Annotated in this window: 21 protein-coding genes and 1 riboswitch; all 21 genes read left to right on the forward strand. The window is 72.7% G+C overall.

What is annotated here, in order from left to right:
* Positions 1–29: 29 nt before the first annotated feature.
* The 21 genes from pyrF (at position 30) to ribD (ending at position 19,485) form a co-directional block, all read left to right on the forward strand.
* The gene (gene pyrF / locus ACFQ2V_RS10775) at positions 30–872 is read left to right on the forward strand and encodes an orotidine-5'-phosphate decarboxylase (protein ID WP_386052693.1); all 843 of its coding nucleotides are present in this window, start codon (positions 30–32) and stop codon (positions 870–872) included.
* Between the two features lie 127 nt (positions 873–999).
* Entirely contained in the window at positions 1,000–1,461 is a 462-nt protein-coding gene (locus ACFQ2V_RS10780) for a hypothetical protein (RefSeq protein WP_386052694.1), read from the forward strand.
* Between the two features lie 66 nt (positions 1,462–1,527).
* On the forward strand, positions 1,528–1,914 hold the full coding sequence (locus ACFQ2V_RS10785; protein WP_386052695.1) for a hypothetical protein: 387 nt from the start codon (positions 1,528–1,530) through the stop codon (positions 1,912–1,914).
* Between the two features lie 135 nt (positions 1,915–2,049).
* Positions 2,050–2,367 (forward strand): integration host factor, actinobacterial type, encoded by a 318-nt coding sequence (gene mihF / locus ACFQ2V_RS10790; protein ID WP_386052696.1) that lies wholly within the window; start codon positions 2,050–2,052, stop codon positions 2,365–2,367.
* On the forward strand, positions 2,367–3,050 hold the full coding sequence (gene gmk, locus ACFQ2V_RS10795; RefSeq protein WP_386052697.1) for a guanylate kinase: 684 nt from the start codon (positions 2,367–2,369) through the stop codon (positions 3,048–3,050). Before mihF ends, gmk begins: the two co-directional genes overlap by 1 nt.
* Positions 3,051–3,149: 99 nt before the next feature.
* A complete protein-coding gene (gene rpoZ, locus ACFQ2V_RS10800; protein ID WP_386052698.1) occupies positions 3,150–3,413 on the forward strand; it encodes a DNA-directed RNA polymerase subunit omega in 264 nt (87 codons plus the stop codon).
* Positions 3,414–3,442: 29 nt separating this feature from the next.
* Positions 3,443–4,702: a bifunctional phosphopantothenoylcysteine decarboxylase/phosphopantothenate--cysteine ligase CoaBC gene (gene coaBC, locus ACFQ2V_RS10805; RefSeq protein ID WP_386052699.1), complete on the forward strand. Its 1,260-nt coding sequence runs from the start codon at positions 3,443–3,445 to the stop codon at positions 4,700–4,702.
* A gap of 80 nt (positions 4,703–4,782) precedes the next feature.
* Positions 4,783–6,006: a methionine adenosyltransferase gene (gene metK / locus ACFQ2V_RS10810; RefSeq protein ID WP_386052700.1), complete on the forward strand. Its 1,224-nt coding sequence runs from the start codon at positions 4,783–4,785 to the stop codon at positions 6,004–6,006.
* A gap of 16 nt (positions 6,007–6,022) precedes the next feature.
* Positions 6,023–8,056: a primosomal protein N' gene (locus tag ACFQ2V_RS10815; protein WP_386052701.1), complete on the forward strand. Its 2,034-nt coding sequence runs from the start codon at positions 6,023–6,025 to the stop codon at positions 8,054–8,056.
* A 73-nt stretch (positions 8,057–8,129) separates the two neighbouring features.
* Positions 8,130–9,437 (forward strand): saccharopine dehydrogenase family protein, encoded by a 1,308-nt coding sequence (locus ACFQ2V_RS10820; RefSeq protein WP_386052702.1) that lies wholly within the window; start codon positions 8,130–8,132, stop codon positions 9,435–9,437.
* 1 nt (position 9,438) lies between these two features.
* Positions 9,439–9,981 (forward strand): dihydrofolate reductase family protein, encoded by a 543-nt coding sequence (locus ACFQ2V_RS10825; RefSeq protein ID WP_386052703.1) that lies wholly within the window; start codon positions 9,439–9,441, stop codon positions 9,979–9,981.
* Between the two features lie 64 nt (positions 9,982–10,045).
* Complete coding sequence (locus ACFQ2V_RS10830) at positions 10,046–10,597, forward strand: ArsR/SmtB family transcription factor (protein WP_386052704.1); 552 nt, start codon at positions 10,046–10,048, stop codon at positions 10,595–10,597.
* Positions 10,594–11,883, forward strand: a complete 1,290-nt coding sequence (locus ACFQ2V_RS10835) for an MFS transporter (RefSeq protein ID WP_386052705.1) — start codon at positions 10,594–10,596, stop codon at positions 11,881–11,883. Before ACFQ2V_RS10830 ends, ACFQ2V_RS10835 begins: the two co-directional genes overlap by 4 nt.
* 43 nt (positions 11,884–11,926) lie before the next feature.
* On the forward strand, positions 11,927–12,472 hold the full coding sequence (gene def, locus ACFQ2V_RS10840) for a peptide deformylase (protein ID WP_386052706.1): 546 nt from the start codon (positions 11,927–11,929) through the stop codon (positions 12,470–12,472).
* 1 nt (position 12,473) lies between these two features.
* Positions 12,474–13,421 carry a methionyl-tRNA formyltransferase gene (fmt, locus tag ACFQ2V_RS10845; protein ID WP_386052707.1) on the forward strand — a complete coding sequence of 316 codons (948 nt, stop codon included), beginning with the start codon at positions 12,474–12,476 and terminating at the stop codon, positions 13,419–13,421.
* On the forward strand, positions 13,414–15,006 hold the full coding sequence (locus tag ACFQ2V_RS10850; protein WP_386052708.1) for an RsmB/NOP family class I SAM-dependent RNA methyltransferase: 1,593 nt from the start codon (positions 13,414–13,416) through the stop codon (positions 15,004–15,006). The genes fmt and ACFQ2V_RS10850 overlap by 8 nt, the downstream gene beginning before the upstream one ends.
* Positions 15,007–15,054: 48 nt before the next feature.
* Positions 15,055–15,831 carry a class I SAM-dependent DNA methyltransferase gene (locus tag ACFQ2V_RS10855; protein WP_386052709.1) on the forward strand — a complete coding sequence of 259 codons (777 nt, stop codon included), beginning with the start codon at positions 15,055–15,057 and terminating at the stop codon, positions 15,829–15,831.
* A gap of 193 nt (positions 15,832–16,024) precedes the next feature.
* Entirely contained in the window at positions 16,025–16,612 is a 588-nt protein-coding gene (locus tag ACFQ2V_RS10860) for a hypothetical protein (protein ID WP_386052710.1), read from the forward strand.
* A gap of 35 nt (positions 16,613–16,647) precedes the next feature.
* Positions 16,648–17,304, forward strand: coding sequence for a ribulose-phosphate 3-epimerase (gene rpe / locus ACFQ2V_RS10865; protein WP_386052711.1), 657 nt, complete (start codon positions 16,648–16,650; stop codon positions 17,302–17,304).
* Positions 17,305–17,381: 77 nt separating this feature from the next.
* Positions 17,382–17,510: riboswitch (FMN riboswitch) on the forward strand.
* 116 nt (positions 17,511–17,626) lie between these two features.
* Positions 17,627–18,388, forward strand: coding sequence for a nicotinamide mononucleotide transporter family protein (locus tag ACFQ2V_RS10870; RefSeq protein ID WP_386052712.1), 762 nt, complete (start codon positions 17,627–17,629; stop codon positions 18,386–18,388).
* Between the two features lie 2 nt (positions 18,389–18,390).
* The gene (gene ribD / locus ACFQ2V_RS10875) at positions 18,391–19,485 is read left to right on the forward strand and encodes a bifunctional diaminohydroxyphosphoribosylaminopyrimidine deaminase/5-amino-6-(5-phosphoribosylamino)uracil reductase RibD (protein WP_386052713.1); all 1,095 of its coding nucleotides are present in this window, start codon (positions 18,391–18,393) and stop codon (positions 19,483–19,485) included.
* The last annotated feature ends 15 nt before the right edge of the window (positions 19,486–19,500 follow it).

Here is a 19,500-nt window from a genome sequence, read left to right on the forward strand (position 1 = left end):
CTTCCACGACCGCGGAGCGGAGAACGACCATGACGCAGCCCTTCGGAGCGCGCCTGCACGACGCCATGCGATCCCATGGGCCCCTGTGCGCGGGCATCGACCCGCACCGCGGGCTCGTGGAGTCGTGGGGCCTGACCTACGACGTCCGGGGACTCGAGCGCTTCGCCCTGACCTGCGTCGAGGCGTTCGCCGGCCGGGTGGCCGCCGTCAAGCCCCAGTCGGCCTTCTTCGAGGTGTTCGGCAGCCGCGGGGTCGCCGTGCTCGAGCGCGTGCTCACCGAGCTGCGTGAAGCGGGCACGCTGACGATCCTCGACGCGAAGCGCGGCGACATCGGGTCGACGATGACGGCATACGCGGAGGCGTACCTCGGTGAGGGCGCCGTCGCGCCACCCGACGCGCTGACCGTGAGCCCCTACCTCGGCTACGAGTCGCTCCGCCCGGCGATCGACCTCGCCGATCGGACCGGCCGGGGCCTGTTCGTGCTCGCACTGACCTCGAACCCCGAGGGCGCGAGCGTGCAGCACGCGACGCGCGACGGCGAGGTCGTGGCGGCCTCGATCGTGCGTGGAGCCGCGGGTGACAACGCCGCAGCCCACGGCCGTGGCGAGCTCGGCAGTGTCGGCCTCGTCATCGGCGCGACGGTCGGCACCGCCGTGCAGGACCTCGGCCTCGACCTCGTCGGTGCAGCCACCCCGGTGCTGGCTCCGGGCTTCGGCGCCCAGGGCGGCACGGTCGCTTCGCTCGGCTCGACGTTCGGGGCCGCCCGCGGGCAGGTGCTCGCTGCGTCGAGCCGGGAGATCCTCGCGGCGGGCCCCGAGCCACGCCGCCTCGTCGCGCAGACCACCCGCGTGGCCGAGTCGTTGCGCGCCTGAGCCGGCTGACGGGCTGGCCAGCCCGGCCGGTCGGCACCTGCACACCGGCACGGGACTCCGGCACGGGACCACCGGCACGGGACTCCCGCGCGGGACTCCGGCCCGGCCGACCGGGTACGTCACCCGTATGACCCACACGACGTCCGTGCGCCGAACCCTCGCCACCTCGGCCGTCGCGGCGGTGATCCCGTTCGTGGCGGCCTGTGGTTCCGGCACCACGCCACCGGCCGCCACCGACGGCTCCGCGTCCAGTACGGCCACGACCTCCTCCTCCGCACCGTCCGCCACGGGAGGGGCGGGTGCCTCGGCCTACTGCGACGCCCTCAAGAGTGGCCAGAAGGAGCTCGAGTCGATGTCGGCGAAGATCACCGACAAGGCGGCGCTCGAGCAGGGCCTCGGCGTGCTGCAGAAGATCGAGGCCGCGGCGCCGGCCGAGGTGAAGTCCTCCTGGGACGACTTCATCGACTTCGTCAAGACCGCGGCCGCGGGCAACACGAGCGCGATGGCCGGCGCCCTGGAGAAGATGCAGTCGGCCAGCACGAAGATCGCCACGCACGCCAAGGCGACCTGCAACCTCGACATGTCCTGACCTGCGGCCCGGACAGCCGTCCGACCACCGCTCGTCAACTCCTCGACGACCCCTACGGTGTGGCCCATGCGAACGACCACCAGCAGCTCCGCTCGGTCGCTCGCGGCCGCGCTGGTCCTGCTGGCGAGCGCCCTCGGGGCCTGCTCGTCGTCACCCGGCGGTGCGTACTGCGACGCGCTCGTCTCGGCCCAGGCCGAGTGGAAGGACGCCGGCGCCTCGCTCGCCGACCCGGCAGCCGCCACGCGGTTCCTGGGCACCGTCACGCGAATCGAGCAGGAGGCGCCCGACGAGGTGCGGGCGGACTGGCGGGCGCTGCACACCCTGTTCGCCACGTTCACGGTCGCCAACCCCGATCTCGGTGCGCTGACGAAGCAGCTCCAGGGGTTCGAGAGCTCCGCCAAGCGCATCGAGACCCACGCACGCGAGACGTGCGGCGTCGATCTCGGCAGCTAGCCCGGCGGGTCGTCTTGCCCCCGCGTTGCGGCACGCACCGGCAGATCGCTAGGTTCGGGCGGAGACAACACGTGAGACGTGACGAACGGCGGGGGAGCAAGGGCATCCCCGCGGGCAGCGAGGAGACCGAAGACCGTGGCGCTACCACCGCTCACCCCCGAGCAAAGGGCCGCAGCACTCGAGAAGGCTGCAGCCGCACGACGGGAGCGGGCAGCGGTCAAGAACCGGCTCAAGTACTCCAGCGGCTCGCTCGCGGAGGTGCTCGAGGACGGCAAGGCCGATGCGGTCATCGGCAAGATGAAGGTCACCGAGCTGCTCGAGTCCATGCCCGGTGTCGGCCGCGTGCGTGCCAGGGCGATCATGGCCGAGGTGGGCATCGCCGAGTCGCGCCGCGTCCGCGGTCTGGGGGCCAACCAGGTCGCTGCGCTGCTGCGCCGCTTCGAGAAGCCGTGATGTCGGCTGACCCGACGCCCACCGCGAGCCCACAGCACGACGCAGCCGAGCGCCTCGAGCGTCCCCAGAGCCCCGAGAGCCCCGACAGCTTCGAGAGCGCAGAGAGCCCAGAGCGTCCACGTGGCCGGCTCACCGTGCTCGCCGGCCCGACCGCGGTCGGCAAGGGCACCATCGCTGCCTACGTGCGCACGCACTTTCCCGGTGTGTGGTTCTCGGTCTCGATGACGACTCGCCGCCCGCGCCCGGGCGAGGTCGACGGTGTGCACTACCACTTCGTCGACGACCACGAGTTCGACCGGCTCGTCGAGGCGGGGCAGTTCCTCGAGCACGCCGTCGTGCACGGCGCCGCGAAGTACGGCACGCCACGTGGACCCGTCGAGCGGGTCATCCGCGAGGGACGCGACGCTCTGCTCGAGATCGACCTGCAGGGCGCCCGCCAGGTGCGCGAGACCTGGCCCGACGCGCTCTTCGTCTTCCTGGCCCCGCCGAGCTGGGACGAACTCGTGCGCCGGCTCGTGGGCCGAGGCACCGAGGACGAGGCCGAGCGCGAGCGTCGGCTCACCACCGCCACGGCCGAGATGGCCGCGCAGAGCGAGTTCGACGAGGTCGTCGTCAACGACGATGTTCGTCGCGCCAGCGAAGAACTCGTATCATTGATGAGATCGGGACGCGCCGAGAGGTGAGTCCCGACGTGATGTGTGCCGCGTGACGGGTCGCCACCGCGCCCCACCCGACCCGCAGCACGCACCAGAGACCGCTCAAACCAACGAAACGAGATCACTGTGTCCGGTACCCAGGCAGCTCCCATCGGCATCACCAACCCGCCGATCGACGACCTCCTGACCGCCGCCGACTCGAAGTACGCGCTCGTCATCTACTCGGCGAAGCGCGCCCGCCAGATCAACGCGTACTACTCGCAGCTGCAGGAGGGCCTGCTCGACTACGTCGGCCCGCTCGTCGAGACCGAGGTCCACGAGAAGCCGATGTCGATCGCGCTGCGCGAGATCAACGCGGGCCTGCTCACCTCCGAGCCGACCGAGGCCTGAGCACCTACCCGGGCCGGCCGGTGCCGCAGATGCGTGTCGTCCTCGGTGTGAGCGGCGGGATCGCCGCCTACAAGGCGGCGTCCCTGCTGCGCCTCTTCACGGAGAACGGCCACGACGTCACCGTCGTGCCCACCGCGGCGGCGCTCCACTTCGTGGGGGCGCCTACGTGGTCGGCCCTCTCGGGCAAGCCCGTCAGCACCGAGGTGTGGTCGTCGGTGCACGAGGTGCCGCACGTGCGCATCGGCCAGTCGGCCGACCTGGTCGTCGTGGCTCCCGCCACCGCCGACCTGCTGGCCAAGGCCGCGCACGGCCTTGCCGACGACCTCCTCACCAACACCCTGCTCACCGCCCGGTGCCCCGTCGCGTTCGCGCCCGCCATGCACACGGAGATGTGGGAGCACCCGGCCACGCAGGCCAACGTCGCGACGCTGCGCGCCCGCGGCGCGCACGTCATCGACCCGGCAGTGGGCCGCCTCACCGGCAAGGACACCGGCTCGGGTCGCCTCCCGGAGCCCGAGGAGCTGTATGCCGCGTGCCTCGCCATCGTCGAGCGCGGCGCGGCCGAGACGGCCGCCTCGCGGTCCGAGCCTGCCGAGGCCACGGTGCGCGACCTCGACGGGCGGCGGGTCGTCGTCTCCGCGGGTGGCACCCGCGAGCCCCTCGACCCGGTGCGCTTCCTCGGCAACCGCTCGTCGGGCAAGCAGGGCATCGCGATCGCCCGGGCCGCCGCCGACCGCGGCGCCAAGGTGACCCTCGTGGCGGCCAACGTCTCGCTCCCCGTGCCCGACGGCATCGACCTCGTGCCGGTCGAGACGACGCTCGAGCTGCAGCAGGCGGTCGAGGCGGCGGCCGACGGCGCCGACGTCGTCGTCATGGCGGCAGCCCCCGCCGACTTCCGACCCGCCACGGTCAGCAGCAGCAAGATCAAGAAGTCGTCCGACCCCGATGCGGGCCTTCGGGTCGAGCTCGTCGCGAACCCCGACATCGTCAAGGGCCTGGTCAGGGCTCGCGCCGAGCGCGGCTCGCAGGCGCCCTTCATCGTCTCGTTCGCGGCCGAGACGGGTGACGTCGACGGCTCGGTCATGGACCACGCGCGCGCCAAGTTCGCCCGCAAGGGCAGCGACCTGCAGGTGGTCAACGAGGTCGGTCGCGACCTCACCTTCGGCAAGGACGACACGACCGTTCACCTGCTGCGCCGCGGCAGCGACGACGTCACGACCGTCGGCCCGACCACCAAGGACGCCGTCGCCGACGCCCTCTGGGACGCCATCTCGCCGTCGTTGGGCTGAGCACTAGACTTTCACCCCAATGCGGCTGCGCCACCGGCGCACGACCCCAAACCACCACGCACCCGAGCTAGGGAGAGCAAGTGTCCGCACGTCTGTTCACGTCCGAGTCCGTCACCGAAGGTCACCCCGACAAGATCTGTGACCAGATCAGCGACTCGATCCTCGACGCCCTGCTGTCCGAGGACAGGCACGCTCGCGTCGCCGTGGAGACTCTCGTGACGACCGGTCTGGTGCACGTCGCGGGCGAGGTGTCGACCACCGGCTACGTCGAGATCCCCAAGCTCGTGCGCCAGACGATCCTCGACGTGGGCTACGACGGCTCGCAGAAGGGCTTCGACGGTCGCACGTGCGGCGTCTCCATCTCGATCGGTGCGCAGTCGCCCGACATCGCGCAGGGTGTCGACACGGCGCACGAGCACCGCACGGGTGCCGACGACGACCACCTCGACAAGCAGGGCGCCGGCGACCAGGGCCTCATGTTCGGCTACGCGTGCGACGACACCGCCGAGCTCATGCCGCTGCCGATCTTCCTGGCGCACCGCCTCTCGGAGCGGCTGACCACGGTGCGCAAGTCCGACGAGCTCGCCTACCTGCGTCCCGACGGCAAGACCCAGGTCACCATCGCGTACGAGGGCGACCGTGCCGTCAAGCTCGACACCGTCGTCCTGTCCACGCAGCACGCGCCCGACGTGTCGCTCGACGGCATGCTCGAGCCCGACATCAAGGCGCACGTCATCGACCCCGTCCTGGCCGAGCTGCGCGACAGCGGCACCGACCTCGACGTGAGCTCCTACCGTGCGCTCATCAACCCCACCGGTCGCTTCGAGATCGGTGGGCCCATGGGCGACGCCGGCCTCACGGGCCGCAAGATCATCGTCGACACCTACGGCGGCATGGCCCGCCACGGTGGTGGCGCGTTCTCCGGCAAGGACCCCAGCAAGGTCGACCGATCGGGCGCGTACGCCATGCGCTGGGTCGCGAAGAACATCGTCGCCGCGGGCCTCGCCCGCCGCTGCGAGGTCCAGGTCGCGTACGCCATCGGCAAGGCTCAGCCGGTCGGTCTCTACGTCGAGACGTTCGGCACCGAGACCGTGCCGGTCGACAAGATCCAGTCGGCCATCCTGTCGGTCTTCGACCTGCGCCCGGCCGCGATCGTCGACGCGCTCGACCTGCTGCGCCCGATCTACAAGCCGACGGCCGCCTACGGCCACTTCGGCCGCACCAAGGCCGACGGCGTCGAGAACCCCTTCACGTGGGAGCGCACCGACCGCGTCGAGGCCCTGCGGGCCGCCGTCGCCGGCTGAGGCTAGGGTCGCCCCCGTGGGCGACGACGACGAGACGACGCAGCGACCGGCCCCGGGGCCGGTCGCTGCGGTCGTGGTGGAGACCCCGCTCGCCCACCTCGACCGCGTCTTCGAGTACTCCGTCCCCACCGAGCTCGACGCCGACGCCGTGCCGGGCGCGCGCGTGCGGGTGCGCTTCTCGGGGCGCGAGCTCGACGGCTTCGTCGTCGAGCGCCGTGAAGCCCCGCAGCACGACGGGCGCCTCACGCCGCTGCGCCGCGTCGTCAGCGCCGAGCCGGTCCTGACCCCTGAGGTGCTGGCGCTCTCGCGTGCAGTCGCCGACCGGTATGCCGGCACGCTGAGCGACGTGCTGCGCCTGGCCGTCCCCAAGCGCCACGCCACCGCCGAGAAGGCACTGGCGCTCGAGTGCCCGGCGCCGGAGCCGGTGCCGACGCCCGACCCCGGTGCGTGGGCCGCCTATCCGGCCGGGCCGGCCTGGCTGCGCAGGGTCGCGGCCGGCGAGGGCCCCGCCGCGGCCTGGAGCGCCCTGCCCGGACGCTCCGGTGACGCCGACTGGCCGGCCGCGCTCGCGGTCGCCGCTGCGACGGCCCTCTCGGGTGGGCGGGGGGCCCTGCTCGTCGTGCCCGACCATCGCGACGTCGACCGGCTCGACGCCGCGCTCACGGCACTGCTGGGCAAGGGCCGCCACGTCCGACTCACGGCCGACCAGGGGCCGCAGGCGCGCTACACCGCGTGGCTCAAGGTGCTGCGTGGCCACGTCAAGGTCGTCATCGGCACCAGGGCGGCGGCGTTCGCGCCGGTGCACGACCTCGGTCTGGTGGCCTGCTGGGACGACGGCGACGACCTTCTGGCCGAGCCCCGCGCGCCCTACCACCACGTCGGCGTCGTGCTCGCGCTGCGCGCGGCGGCGACGGGTGCGGCGCTGCTCACGGGTGGCTTCGGGCGGAGCCTGCGCGTGCAGGTCGACGTCGAGGCCGGCGCCCTCGTGCCCGTCGACGCCGATGCGCCGACCCTGCGGTCCGCCGCGCCCCGGGTGACCATCGCCGGCGAGGGTGCCGACGAGGAACGCGACGGCCCGTCGGCCCGTGCCCACATCCCGTCACGCGCGTGGCGGGTGGCCAAGGACGCCCTCGTCGACGGGCCGGTCCTCGTCCAGGTGCCGCGCCGTGGCTACCAGCCGTCGCTCAGCTGCGCCGAGTGCCGCACTCCGGTTCGGTGCGGGCGGTGCCAGGGACCGGTCGCCGTCGGGGCGTCGAAGGCCGCCCCCGCGTGTCACTGGTGCGGTCTGACCATTCCGGCCCACGGCTTCTCGTGCGGGCACTGCGGGTCGAACCGGCTGCGGTCGTCGGTCACGGGCGCGCGCCGCACGGCGGAGGAGATCGGTCGCGCCTTCCCGGGCTTCCCGGTGCACACCTCCGGGTCGGGCGAGGTCCTCTCGACCGTCGGACGCGAGTCGGCGCTCGTCATCGCCACCCCCGGTGCCGAGCCGGTCGCCGACGGCGGCTACACGGCGGTCCTGCTCCTCGACGCTTGGGCGAGCCTGGACCTTCCGGTGCTCGACGCGCCGCTCGAGGCGCTTCGTCGCTGGATGGCCGCGTCGGCGCTGGCGCGCGAGGGCCGGGCCGTCGTGCTGTGCGGGGCGCCCGAGGCGGTCGCGCTGCCGGCCGTCGAGGCCCTCGTGCGGTGGGATCCCGCGTGGCTCGCCGCGCGTGAGCTCGCCGAGCGTCGCGAGCTCGGCCTGCCACCGGCTGCTCGCGTCGCGCAGCTGACGGGTGGGCGTCGCGCCCTGGAGGAGGCCCTCGACCAGGCCGACCTGCCGCCCAGCGCCCAGGTGCTCGGGCCGGTGCCCCTGGTCGGTGGCGGGGTGCGCCGCGGCTCCGGCGACGGCGAGGCCGAGCGTGGGGGCGCCGACCACCACGTCCTCGTCCGCGTGCCTGCGGCAGAGACGGCCGCCCTCACCCGGGCGATGCTCGCGCTCAAGGCTTTTCGTTCGGCCCGCAAGGAGACCGATGTCGTGTCGGTGCGCGTCGACCCGCTCGACACCTTCTGAACGCGTCTGACGCGAGGTGCGTCACGTCCCGGCGCGCGGTCACCCGCGTCCCTCGCGTGGCAGCATGACGACCATGGCCGCACGCGAGCTCGACATCGTCCTGTACGGCGCGACGGGTTTTGTCGGCGCCCTCACCGCGGAGCACCTCGCCCGCCGCGCGGGCCCGGAGATCCGCGTGGCCCTCGCCGGTCGTTCGCGCTCGAAGCTCGAGGCCCTGCGGGGCGAGCTCGGCGGACGTGCCGCGTCGTGGGAGGTCGTGGCGGTCGACGCCACCGACGCCCCCGGGCTGCGCGCCCTCGCCGCCCGCACCCGGGTCCTCGCCAGCACCGTCGGCCCCTACCTCACCCATGGAGCCGAGGTGGTGCGCGCCTGCGCCGAGGAGGGCACCCACTACGCCGACCTCACGGGCGAGGTGCTCTTCGTCCGGTGGTCACTCGACGAGGTCGACGCCCGGGCGCGCGAGACCGGGGCAGCCATCGTGCACGCGTGCGGCTTCGACTCGATCCCGTCCGACCTCGGCGTCCTCACGACGGCCGAACGGGTGGCTGCCGACGGCGAGGGCACGCTGGGCGAGACGACGCTCCTCGTGCGCTCGATGAAGGGCGGCTTCTCGGGCGGCACCGTCGACTCAGCCCGGCAGCAGGCGATCACGGCCCGTTCCGACGCCTCGGCCCGGCGCGTGCTGGCGGACGCGTACGCTCTGAGCCCGCGCCGCTCCGAGGAGCCGTCGCAGGGTCGCCGGTCGCCCGCAGGGCTGCTCGGCCGGCTGCGCCGCCTCGTGCCCGTCGACCGCGACCCCGCCACCGGACGGTGGACCGGGCCGTTCGTCATGGCCTCGTTCAACACCCGCATCGTGCGGCTGTCCAACACGCTGGGCGACTGGTCCTACGGACGGGAGCTGTGCTACCGCGAGGTGACCGACTTCGGCTCCGGTCCGATGTCGCCCCTCATGGCGAGCGGCATGGCCGTCGGTCTGGGCGGTGTCGTCGCCGGGCTCTCCTTCACGCCGACCCGCGCCGTGCTCGACCGCTTCCTGCCGAGACCGGGGGAGGGCCCCGGCCCCGAGGCTCGTGCGGCGGGACGCTTCCGGATGGACATCCGCACCACGACGACCACCGGCGCGCGCTACCGCACCAGGGTCGGCGCCGACTACGACCCCGGCTATGGCGGCACGGCCATCATGTTCGGCGAGGCGGCCCTGGCCCTGGCGACCGACGACGGCATCCCGCGCCGCACCGGGGTCTGCACCCCGGCGACCGCGGTCGGTGACGTGCTCACCGACCGGCTCCGCGCCCAGGGCTTCACCTTCGACGTACGACGTGAAGACATCGGCGGTGGCACCGAACCCAGCAGGCGTGGACGCACGGAGGAAGGGGAATGACATGGGACGCATCGAGGTCCACGAGTTCATCTCGCTCGACGGGGTCTACGAGAGCCCGAGCTGGACGGCGGAGTACCCCTTCGACCCGAAGATGGGCGAGGCGATAGGCCGGCTGACGGGCCCGGGTTCGGAGCTGCTCCTGGGACGCCGGACCTACGAGATGTTCGCTCCCGCGTGGTCGGCGCGCTCCGACGAGGACGACCCCGGGGCCTCCTTCTTCAACGGCGCGCGCAAGAATGTCGTCTCGGCCACCCTGCGCGACCCCGACTGGAACAACACCCGGGTCCTCGGCCCCTACGACCCCGACACGATCAGGTCGCTGCGCGACGAGGTCGAGGGGTCGCTCTACGTCAGCGGCAGTGGAACGCTCGTCCGGGCGATGCTGCGCGACGGGCTCGTCGACGGCCTGCACCTGTTCGTGTTCCCCGTGGTGCTCGGGGCGGGGGAGCGGCTCTTCACCGACGACGAGCAGGTACGCCTGAGCCTGGCCCGGACCGAGGCGTACGACAGTGGCGTGGTGCACCTGGAGTACTCGCAGACCTGAGTCCCGGAGCAACCCCCAAAGAGACGCTTGACGGTTGAGGCGACGGAAGCGCATACTCCCAAACATGTCTTTGGAGGAAGGGCGCATCAGCGAGCTGCGCGCCACGGCACACCCGCTGCGCCTGCAGATGCTCTCGCTGCTCACCGGCGCCGAGCTGAGCGCCGCCGAGGTCGCCCGTGAGCTCGACGTCACCCAGGCCAACGCCAGCTACCACCTGCGCCTGCTCGAGTCGGCCGGGCTGCTCGAGATCGCCGGGGAGGAGACCGTCCGCGGTGGCCGGGCCAAGAAGTACCGTCACCGGTGGGACGCGCCCGTCGCCCACCCGCACGCCGGCCACGACGACGAGCGGCTCGCGTACGTGCGAGTGCTCGCCGACATGATCCCGCGACGCTTCGTCGAGCGTGAGTCGGGCACGAGGAGCCGGTTCACCGATGCCGACCTCTGGGTCGAGCCGGAGGTGTGGGACCGCGTCACGGCCCTCGTCGACGAGGCCAGCTCCCTGCTGCACGCCTCAGCGCGCCCGCCGCGCACCGAGGGGACCGTCAGGACGGCCCTGTCCGTCGCAGCCTTCCGGCTCAAGGGCGGGCCGACGAGCGGTCACGGGGCAACCCGATGAAGGTGCAGGAGTCCTTCGGCGCCCTCGGCGACCGGCGGTTCGCGTGGTACTTCACGGCGCGCACCGTCTCGACCGCGGGCTCGGTCATGGCACCGGTCGCGCTCGCCTTCGCCGTGCTCCACATCGACCAGTCCGCGGGGGCCCTGGCCCAGGTGCTCGGCGTCCGGACCCTCGTGCTCGTCGGCTTCCTGCTCGTCGGAGGCGTCGTCGCCGACCGGTTCTCGCGCATCGTCGTGCTCCAGGTGTCGCACGTGCTCACCTGCCTCACCCAGGCGCTCGCCGCGTCCCTCATCATCAGCGGCCACGCGACGCTGACCCAGCTCACGGTCATCGAGGGCATCAACGGCGCCGTGTCGGCCTTCACGATGCCGGCGATGATGGGCGTCGTCCCGCTCGTCGTCGACCGGTCGCGCCTGCAGCAGGCCAACGCGCTGCTCTCGTTCAGCCGAAGCGGGCTGTCGATCATCGGCCCGGCCGTCGCCGGCCTCCTCGTCGTCGGGGTGGGCCCGGGGTGGGCGCTCGCCGTCGACGCCTTCACATATGCCGTCGCCGTCGTCTGCCTGGCCCGTGTCGGCCTGCCGAAGCGCTCGGAGGAGGGCCGGGCGCGACAGCACTCCATGGTGCGAGAGCTGCGTGAGGGCTGGGGGGAGTTCTCCCGGCGCGAGTGGCTCTGGGTCGTCGTGCTCGCCTTCGGCCTGACCAACGCGATCCACACCGGCGTCATCGGCGTGCTCGGGCCGCTCGTCGCCAAGTCCACCGAGGCGATCGGTGAGGCCGGCTGGGGTCTCGTGCTCAGCGCCGAGGCGGCCGGCACCGTGCTCATGACGATCGTCATGATGCGCCTGCGGCTGCGCCACCCGCTGCGTGCCGGAATGGTCGCTATCTGCGTGCTCGCCGTGCCGATGGTGCTGCTCGGGGTCGCCCCGGCGCTCGTGCCCGTCGCCGTCGGCTTCTTCCTCGCCGGCGCTGCCACGGAGATCTTCGGTGTCGGCTGGAACACCGCGCTCCACGAGCACGTGCCGGTGCCGGTGCTCTCGCGCGTCTCCAGCTACGACGCCCTCGGGTCGTTCGTCGCCATCCCGATCGGCACGTTCCTCTACGGCTGGCTCGGGACCGCGGTCGACGTCGAGACGCTCATGGTCGTCAGCGCCGGTGTCTACGTCGTGATCTCGCTCGGGGCGCTGCTCTCGCGGTCGGTGCGCGACCTCGGCCGCTCGAGTGAGGACCCGACGGAGGCGGCAGCCGGAGCGTCGGCCGCGACGGACGACACCCACGCCCGGTCCTAGACTGGCGGGCGCACCCCCACCCCGAGCGCTCGTCAGGAGACCCGTGTCGATCAAGGACATCCGCCTCTTCGGTGACCCGGTGCTGCGCACCGCGGCCGCCGAGGTCGTCGACTTCGACAAGCAGCTGCGGGTGCTCGTCAAGGACCTCGAGGACACCATGCTCGACGCCCCGGGTGCCGGGCTTGCGGCGCCGCAGATCGGCGTCGGGCTGCGGGTCTTCACCTACTGGGTCGACGGCGTGCTCGGCCACCTGGTGAACCCGGTCCTCGACCTCTCGGACGAGGAGCAGGACGGCCCCGAGGGCTGCCTGTCGATCCCTGGGCTCGCGTTCGACACGAAGCGGGCCCTCAAGGTCGTGGCCAAGGGGCAGAACATGCACGGCGAGCCGGTGGTCCTCGAGGGCACCGAGCTGCTCGCCCGCTGCGTCCAGCACGAGACCGACCACCTCGACGGCATCCTCTTCGTCGACCGGCTCGACCCCGCGGCGCGCCGTGAGGCGATGCGGGCGATCCGCGAGGCCGAGTGGTTCGCCGACAACCCGCCCGAGGTACGCATCAGCCCCCACTCCACCTTCGGCCGGGCGATGTGACATGAGAGTCGTCTTCGCGGGCACTCCCGACGCGGCGGTGCCGAGCCTCGATGCCGTCGCGTCCTCGAGCCACGACCTCGTCGCCGTCGTCACCCGACCCGACGCGCCGTCCGGACGCGGTCGTCACCTCGAGCCCTCCCCGGTGCGCCGCCGGGCCCAGGAGCTCGGGGTGCCCGTGCTCACGCCGACCAGGGTGAAGGACCCCGACTTCCTCGATGCGCTCGGTGAGCTGGCCCCGGACGCCTGCCCGGTCGTGGCCTACGGAAACCTCATCCCCGCGGACGCGCTCACGATCCCTCGGCTCGGCTGGGTGAACCTGCACTTCTCCCTGCTGCCTGCCTGGCGTGGTGCCGCGCCCGTGCAGCACGCCGTCATGGCCGGCGACGAGGTCACCGGGGCGTCGACGTTCGTCATCGAACGGGGCCTCGACACCGGCCCCGTCCTCGGGGTGATGACCGAGACGATCCGCCCCACCGACACCGCGGGCGACCTGCTCGAGCGTCTGTCGGTTGCCGGCGCCGGGCTGCTCGTGGCCACCCTCGACGGGCTGGAGGAGGGTCGTCTCGTCGCGCAGCCGCAGCCGTCCGAGGGTGTGTCTCTCGCGCCGAAGATCGAGGTCGACGACGCCCGCATCTCCTGGGAGCGGCCCGCCCTGGCCGTCGACCGGCTCGTGCGCGGCTGCACGCCGGCACCGGGTGCGTGGACGACGTTCCGCGGCGAGCGCCTCAAGGTCGCTCCCGTGACCGTGGCGACGGTGGACGACCTGCCGGCAGGCGGGCCGCTCGAGCCCGGCCAGCTGCTCGTGACGAAGAAGGACGTCTTCGTCGGCACGGGCTCCGGACCCGTTCGGCTCGGTCGGGTCCAGGCGCACGGCAAGAAGGTGATGGCCGCTGCCGACTGGGCACGAGGCACACGCATCGAGGCGGGGGAGCGAGTCGGCGATGAGTGACGACCGCCGGGAAGACGCCCGACACGGCGAGCACGGCCCCGGACGTGGCGAGGGTCGTGGCGAGGGTCGTGGCGCCGGACGTGGTGAGGGGCGTCGTGGCGACCGGCAGCGACCGCAGGCGCGGGAGCGATCCGCCGGCCACCGTTCCGAGCTGCGCCCCTCCGAGCGTGCACGCCGCACCGACCCGGCGCGACTTGCCGCCTACACGGCGATGCGGGACGTGGCTGACGGTGGCTACGCCAACCTCGTCCTGCCGAGGCTCTTGCGCGACAAGCAGATCCGCGGACGCGACGCGGGCTTCGCCACGGAGCTCGTCTACGGTGCGACCCGGCTCTCCGGCCTCTACGACGCGATCATCGCCTCGGCCGCCGGCCGGCCGGTGAGCAAGATCGACGGGAACGTGCTCGACACCCTGAGACTCGGCGCGCACCAGCTGCTCGGCATGCGTGTCGCCACCCACGCGGCGGTCGACGAGACGGTCGCCCTCGCGCGGCAGGTCAACGGTGCCGGCGCCTCGGGCTTCGTCAACGCCGTGATGCGCCGCATCAGCGAGCGCGCCCCCGACGAGTGGGTCGCGATCGTGACCGACGGGATCGCCGACCCCGTCGAGCGGCTCGCCGTGCGCACGTCCCACCCCGTGTGGGTCACCAAGGCCCTGCGCGCGGCGCTGATCGGTCACGGCGCAGCGACGGCGGCGACCGTCGACGAGTCCCTGACCGCGCTCCTCGAGAGCGACAACGAGCCGGCCAAGGTCTCCCTCGTGGCCCGCCCCGGCCTCGCCTCACTGGACGAGCTCGAGCACGACGGCGCCCTGCGCTCGGGCCTCAGCCCCGTCGGCGCCACCCTGGCGGAGGGCGACCCCGGGGCGATCGCCGCCGTGCGCGACGGGCGTGCCGCGGTGCAGGACGAAGGCTCCCAGCTGCTCGTCCTCGCCCTCGCTGCCGCAGAGGTCGTCGGGCAGGCCGCCGCGCACGAGCGGTGGCTCGACCTGTGTGCCGGTCCGGGTGGAAAGGCCGGACTGCTCGCAGCCCTCGCTATCCAGCGACGAGTTCCCTTCGTGGCCAACGAGATCAGCGAGCACCGCGCCGATTTGGTCTGGCAGACCCTCTCCGCGGCCCGGGCCGCGGCGCGCGACGCCGACGTCAGCCTCAAGGTGCGACAGGGTGACGGCCGCGACCTCGGCGAGGTCGAGCCGGAGGGCTTCAGCCGGGTGCTCATCGACGCGCCGTGCACCGGGCTCGGCGCCCTGCGCCGACGGCCCGAGGCGCGCTGGCGACGCACTCCCGACGACGTCGCCGCCCTCGCCGGCCTCCAGCGCGAGCTGCTCACCTCCGGCATCGACGCCACGGCGCCCGGGGGGCTCGTCGGCTACGCGACGTGCAGCCCCCACCTCAACGAGACGCGCTTCGTCGTCAGCGACATCGTCAAGAGGCGGGGCGACGTCGAGGTCGTCGACGCACGAAGCCTTTTCGTCGACGCGTCCGGGCGCCCGCTCGGCGACCTCGGCGACGGTCCGTTCGTGCAGCTGTGGCCCCACCTGCACGGCACCGACGCGATGTTCTTCGCCCTGCTGCGCAGGCACTGACCCGAAACTCCCTCGACCCACGAGCCCCGGGCTGGGCAGGGTGGGGGAGTGACGGCATACGCGATGGACGACCTGTCTCCCAGCCCCTTCGACGAGCGCGTGGCGCCGACGTACGACGCGGGGTCGGCGCACCTGTTCGACCCGGAGGTCCTCGGCCCCACGGTCGACCTGCTCCACGAGCTCGCCGGCGCGGGCCCGGCCCTCGAGCTCGCGGTGGGGACGGGACGCGTGGCTCTTCCGCTGCAGGAGCGCGGCGTGGAGGTGCACGGCATCGACTTCTCGGAGGCCATGGTCGCCGAGCTGCGGCGCAAGCCGGGCGGCGACCGCATGCCCGTCACGATCGGCGACATGGCGACGACCCGCGTCGGCAGCGGCTACCGGCTGGCGTACCTCGTGTACAACACCATCACCAACCTGCTCACCCAGGACGAGCAGGTCGAGTGCTTCCGCACCACCGCCGAGCAGCTCGCTCCAGGAGGTGCGTTCGTCATCGAGGTCTTCGTCCCGCAGCTGCGGCGCATGCCGCCGGGGCAGCACGCGGTCCCCTTCCACGTGGGGGAGCGCCACGTCGGGCTCGACACCGTCGACGTCGTGACCCAGCGCTCGGTCTCGCACCACTTCACGCAGGCGGGCCTCGACGCACGCGGAAGGCGGCTCGCGACCTACGGCGCGACCGCGCACCGGTACGTGTGGCCCTCCGAGCTCGACCTCATGGCGCGTCTCGCGGGCCTGACGCTGCGCGACCGGTGGGCCGACTGGACGCGGGCGCCGTTCACCGCGGAGTCGGAGTCGCACGTGTCGGTGTGGGTCAAGGCGACCGGCTGAGAGGCTCGGACCGCCCAGACACGAGTCCTGACAACGACATGGTGGCTACCCGCGAAAGTCCTTCTCATCCGGAGGCATTCGCCCAAGTCTGGGAGCTTCCCGGGCGATCCCTGAATTCAGAATTGCTGGAGGTCGCCCGGGCACCCTGAGGTTGTCCTGCTCGTTGCGGACCTCGGACCAAGGGGATGACGACGTGTTTTCGAAGCCCACCAACTTCATGCTCCACGCTGACAGGGCCCGGGTCCGGCACACGGCGCCCCCCGTCTCCCTCGGGGTGCCCAGGGTCGGCCCTGCCGTCGGCTTGTCGGCTCTCGTCCGTGACGTGGAGGGCCGCGCCGTGGCCGCCCTCGACCCGCTCGTCGTCCCGCTGCTGCGAGGCGTGCTCGGGGTTCTGTTCGTGTGGTTCGGGCTGCTCAAGGTGATGAACCAGTCGCCGGTGGGCCCGCTGGTCGCGGCGACGCTGCCGTGGGCACCGCCCTCGGTCGTCGTGCCGGTTCTCGGCGCGGCCGAGGTCCTGCTCGGCGCGGGCCTCGTCACCGGCATCATGCTCCGTGTCGTCCTCCCGGTGATGGTCCTCCACCTCGGCGGTACGTTCATGACGTTCGTCATGGTTCCGAACCTGTTGTTCCGACAGGCGGATCCGCTCCTGCTGACGCAGACGGGGGAGTTCGTCGTCAAGAACCTCGTGCTCATCAGCGCCGCCCTGGTGCTCATGGTCCACACGCGGAGAGGCCCGGCCGACAGGTCCCCCGGCCGCGCCCCCCGCAGCGCTGGCGCCTGACTCGGTCGATCGGTGCGCGGCCCTAGGCTGTGCGCGTGCAGATCTCACCGAGCATCCTCTCCGCCGACTTCGCGAACCTCGAGGCCGAGCTGGGCCGCATCGCCAACGCGGACTGGGCGCACGTCGACGTCATGGACGCCCACTTCGTGCCCAACCTGACGCTCGGGCTGCCCGTCGTCGAGGCGCTGCTCAAGGTGAGTCCCGTCCCGATCGACGCGCACCTCATGATCGAGGACCCCGACACGTGGGCGCCGATGTACGCCGAGGCGGGCTGCCAGTCGGTCACCTTCCACATCGAGGCCGCCCGCGACCCCCGAGCCCTCGCCCGGGCGCTACGGGCGGCGGGGGCGCGCGCCTCCATGGCGGTCAAGCCCGGCACCGACTTCGCCCCGTACGCCGATCTGCTGCCCGAGCTCGACATGGTGCTCGTCATGACGGTCGAGCCGGGCTTCGGCGGCCAGTCGTTCATGGCCGACCAGATGCCGAAGGTCGCGCAGGTGCGCGAGGCCGTGCGCCGGCACGGCGGCGAGATCTGGATCCAGGTCGACGGTGGCGTGAGCGCCGACACGATCGAGCAGTGCGCCGACGCCGGCGCCGACGTCTTCGTGGCAGGGTCGGCCGTCTACGGGGCCGAGGACGCCGCCGCCGCCGTGGACGAGCTGCGCGCGCTCGCCACCGCGCACCGGCACTGACCCGGCCGCGCCACACGTGGTGGCCGTCACGTGGGACGCGATGTGTGCACCCGACCCGGGCGGGTGCATACTGGCCGTACGTGCTCCGGGGTCGGTGTAATTCCGAGCCGGCGGTTACAGTCCGCGACCCGGCCGCATCCAGCGGCCGGTTGACCTGGTGAAACTCCGGGACCGACGGTGAAAGTCCGGATGGGAGGCAGCACGAGACAGGCCGTCGTGGCCTGGGGCTTCGGCATCCGCCGTCCGCTCCGGTCCGCGTGGGGCGTGTGGAGTACCCCGGAGTTCGTCCGTGCACCGACGAACGACCAAGGACGAACACCACATGCAGGCTCTTGCTCTGGCCGACCAGACGAAGAACGTCTTCCAGCAGGCCATCGACGCCGCCATCCCGATCGGGCCCTACCAGCTGCACTGGCTGGAGCTGATCGGCGTGCTCATCGGGCTCGCGTCCGCCTACCTCGGCATGCGCCGGTGGGTCTGGGCGTGGCCGGTCGGCATCCTCGCCAACATCATGCTGTTCTTCGTCTACCTGGGGGCGGTGTTCGGTGCCGACGAGCGCATCCCGCTCTTCGGGCAGGCCGGCCGCCAGGTCTTCTTCATCATCACGAGCATCTACGGCTGGTGGCGCTGGTCGCAGGTGCGTCGCCTCAACCACGCCGACGACGCGAGCGGCGTCGCCATCACGCCGCGCTGGGCCACGCCCCGTGAGCGTGTGGCGGTCATCGTCTTCTGGCTCGTCGGCACCGTCGTCGTGCACCAGGCCTTCGTGTGGCTCTGGAACCTCTCGCCGAACCCGTTCTTCACGCCCGAGTGGTGGTTCTACTGGTGCGACGCGTGGATCTTCGTGGGCTCGATCGTCGCGACCTACGCCATGGCCCGCGGCTGGAACGAGTTCTGGCTCGCGTGGATCGGTGTCGACCTCGTCGGCGTGCCCTTCGGCTTCGCGACCAACTACGTCCCGACGGCGGTGCTCTACACGTTCTACGGCCTGTTCGTGGTCTACGGCTTCACGCAGTGGGTCAAGGCCTCCCGGGTCGACCGCCAGGACGTCGAGCCCCAGCTGGCCGGGACGACGACGGCCTGACCATGGGCGACTCCACGGCACCGGGCTGGATGCGGCGGGCGCTGCAGCTCGCCGCGTCCGGGCCGTGGCCCGACCCCAACCCGCGCGTCGGGTGCGTCGTCGTCGGACCCGACGGCAGCGTCGTGGGGGAGGGTCACCACCACGGGGCCGGGTCGCCGCACGCCGAGATCGAGGCGCTGGAGGTGGCGGGTGAGGGGGCGCGGGGGGCCACGGCGTACGTGACGCTCGAGCCCTGCTCGCACACCGGCCGCACCGGGCCGTGCACCGAGGCCCTCATCGACGCCGGCGTCTCGCGCGTCGTCTTCGCACAGTCGGACCCCAACCCCGATGCCGCCGGCGGCGCCGAGCGGCTGCACGCCGCCGGCGTCCACGTGACGGGCGGGGTGCTGGCCGACGAGGCGGAGGCCCTCAACGCCAGGTGGGCGCGCACGGTCGCGCTGGGTCGGCCCCTCGTCACCTGGAAGCTGGCGACGACGCTCGACGGGCGCAGCGCGGCCGCCGACGGCACGAGCCAGTGGATCACGGGAGAGGCTGCTCGCGCCGACGTGCACGTGCTGCGGGCCAGTCGCGACGCAGTCCTCGTGGGCACCGGCACGGTGATCGCCGACGACCCGCGCCTCACGGTGCGTACGCCGGATGGCCGGCTCGCGGCCGACCAGCCCCTTCGCGCCGTGATGGGCCTGCGTCCGGTGCCGCCGGACGCGCGGGTGCGGGCGGCGCCGGGAGAGGTCGTCCGCCTCGAGACCCGTGATCCGCGAGCGGCCCTGGACTCGCTGTGGCACAGGGGAGTCCGTGACGTGTGGCTCGAGGGCGGGCCGACTCTCGCCGCAGCGTTCCTGCGCGCCGGCCTCGTGGACGACGTCTACGCCTATGTCGCGCCGGCCCTGCTCGGAGGGGGTCGGCCCGCCGTCGCCGACCTCGGCGTCGGGTCGATCGGCGACGCGCACCGTCTCGACCTCGACGAGGTCGTCGTCGTCGGCAACGACGTGCGCATCCACGCCGTGCCACGGGCCGACGGCCCGGACCCGCTTCCTGCACCGGTGTCGGGCAGCACCGACACCCCCGAGCCGCTCGCACCGGCGGCCTCGAGCCGCTGACGCCCAGGTGCGCAG

The sequence above is a fragment of the Terrabacter terrigena genome (assembly GCF_042676085.1).
Taxonomy (GTDB): Bacteria; Actinomycetota; Actinomycetes; order Actinomycetales; family Dermatophilaceae; genus Terrabacter; species Terrabacter terrigena.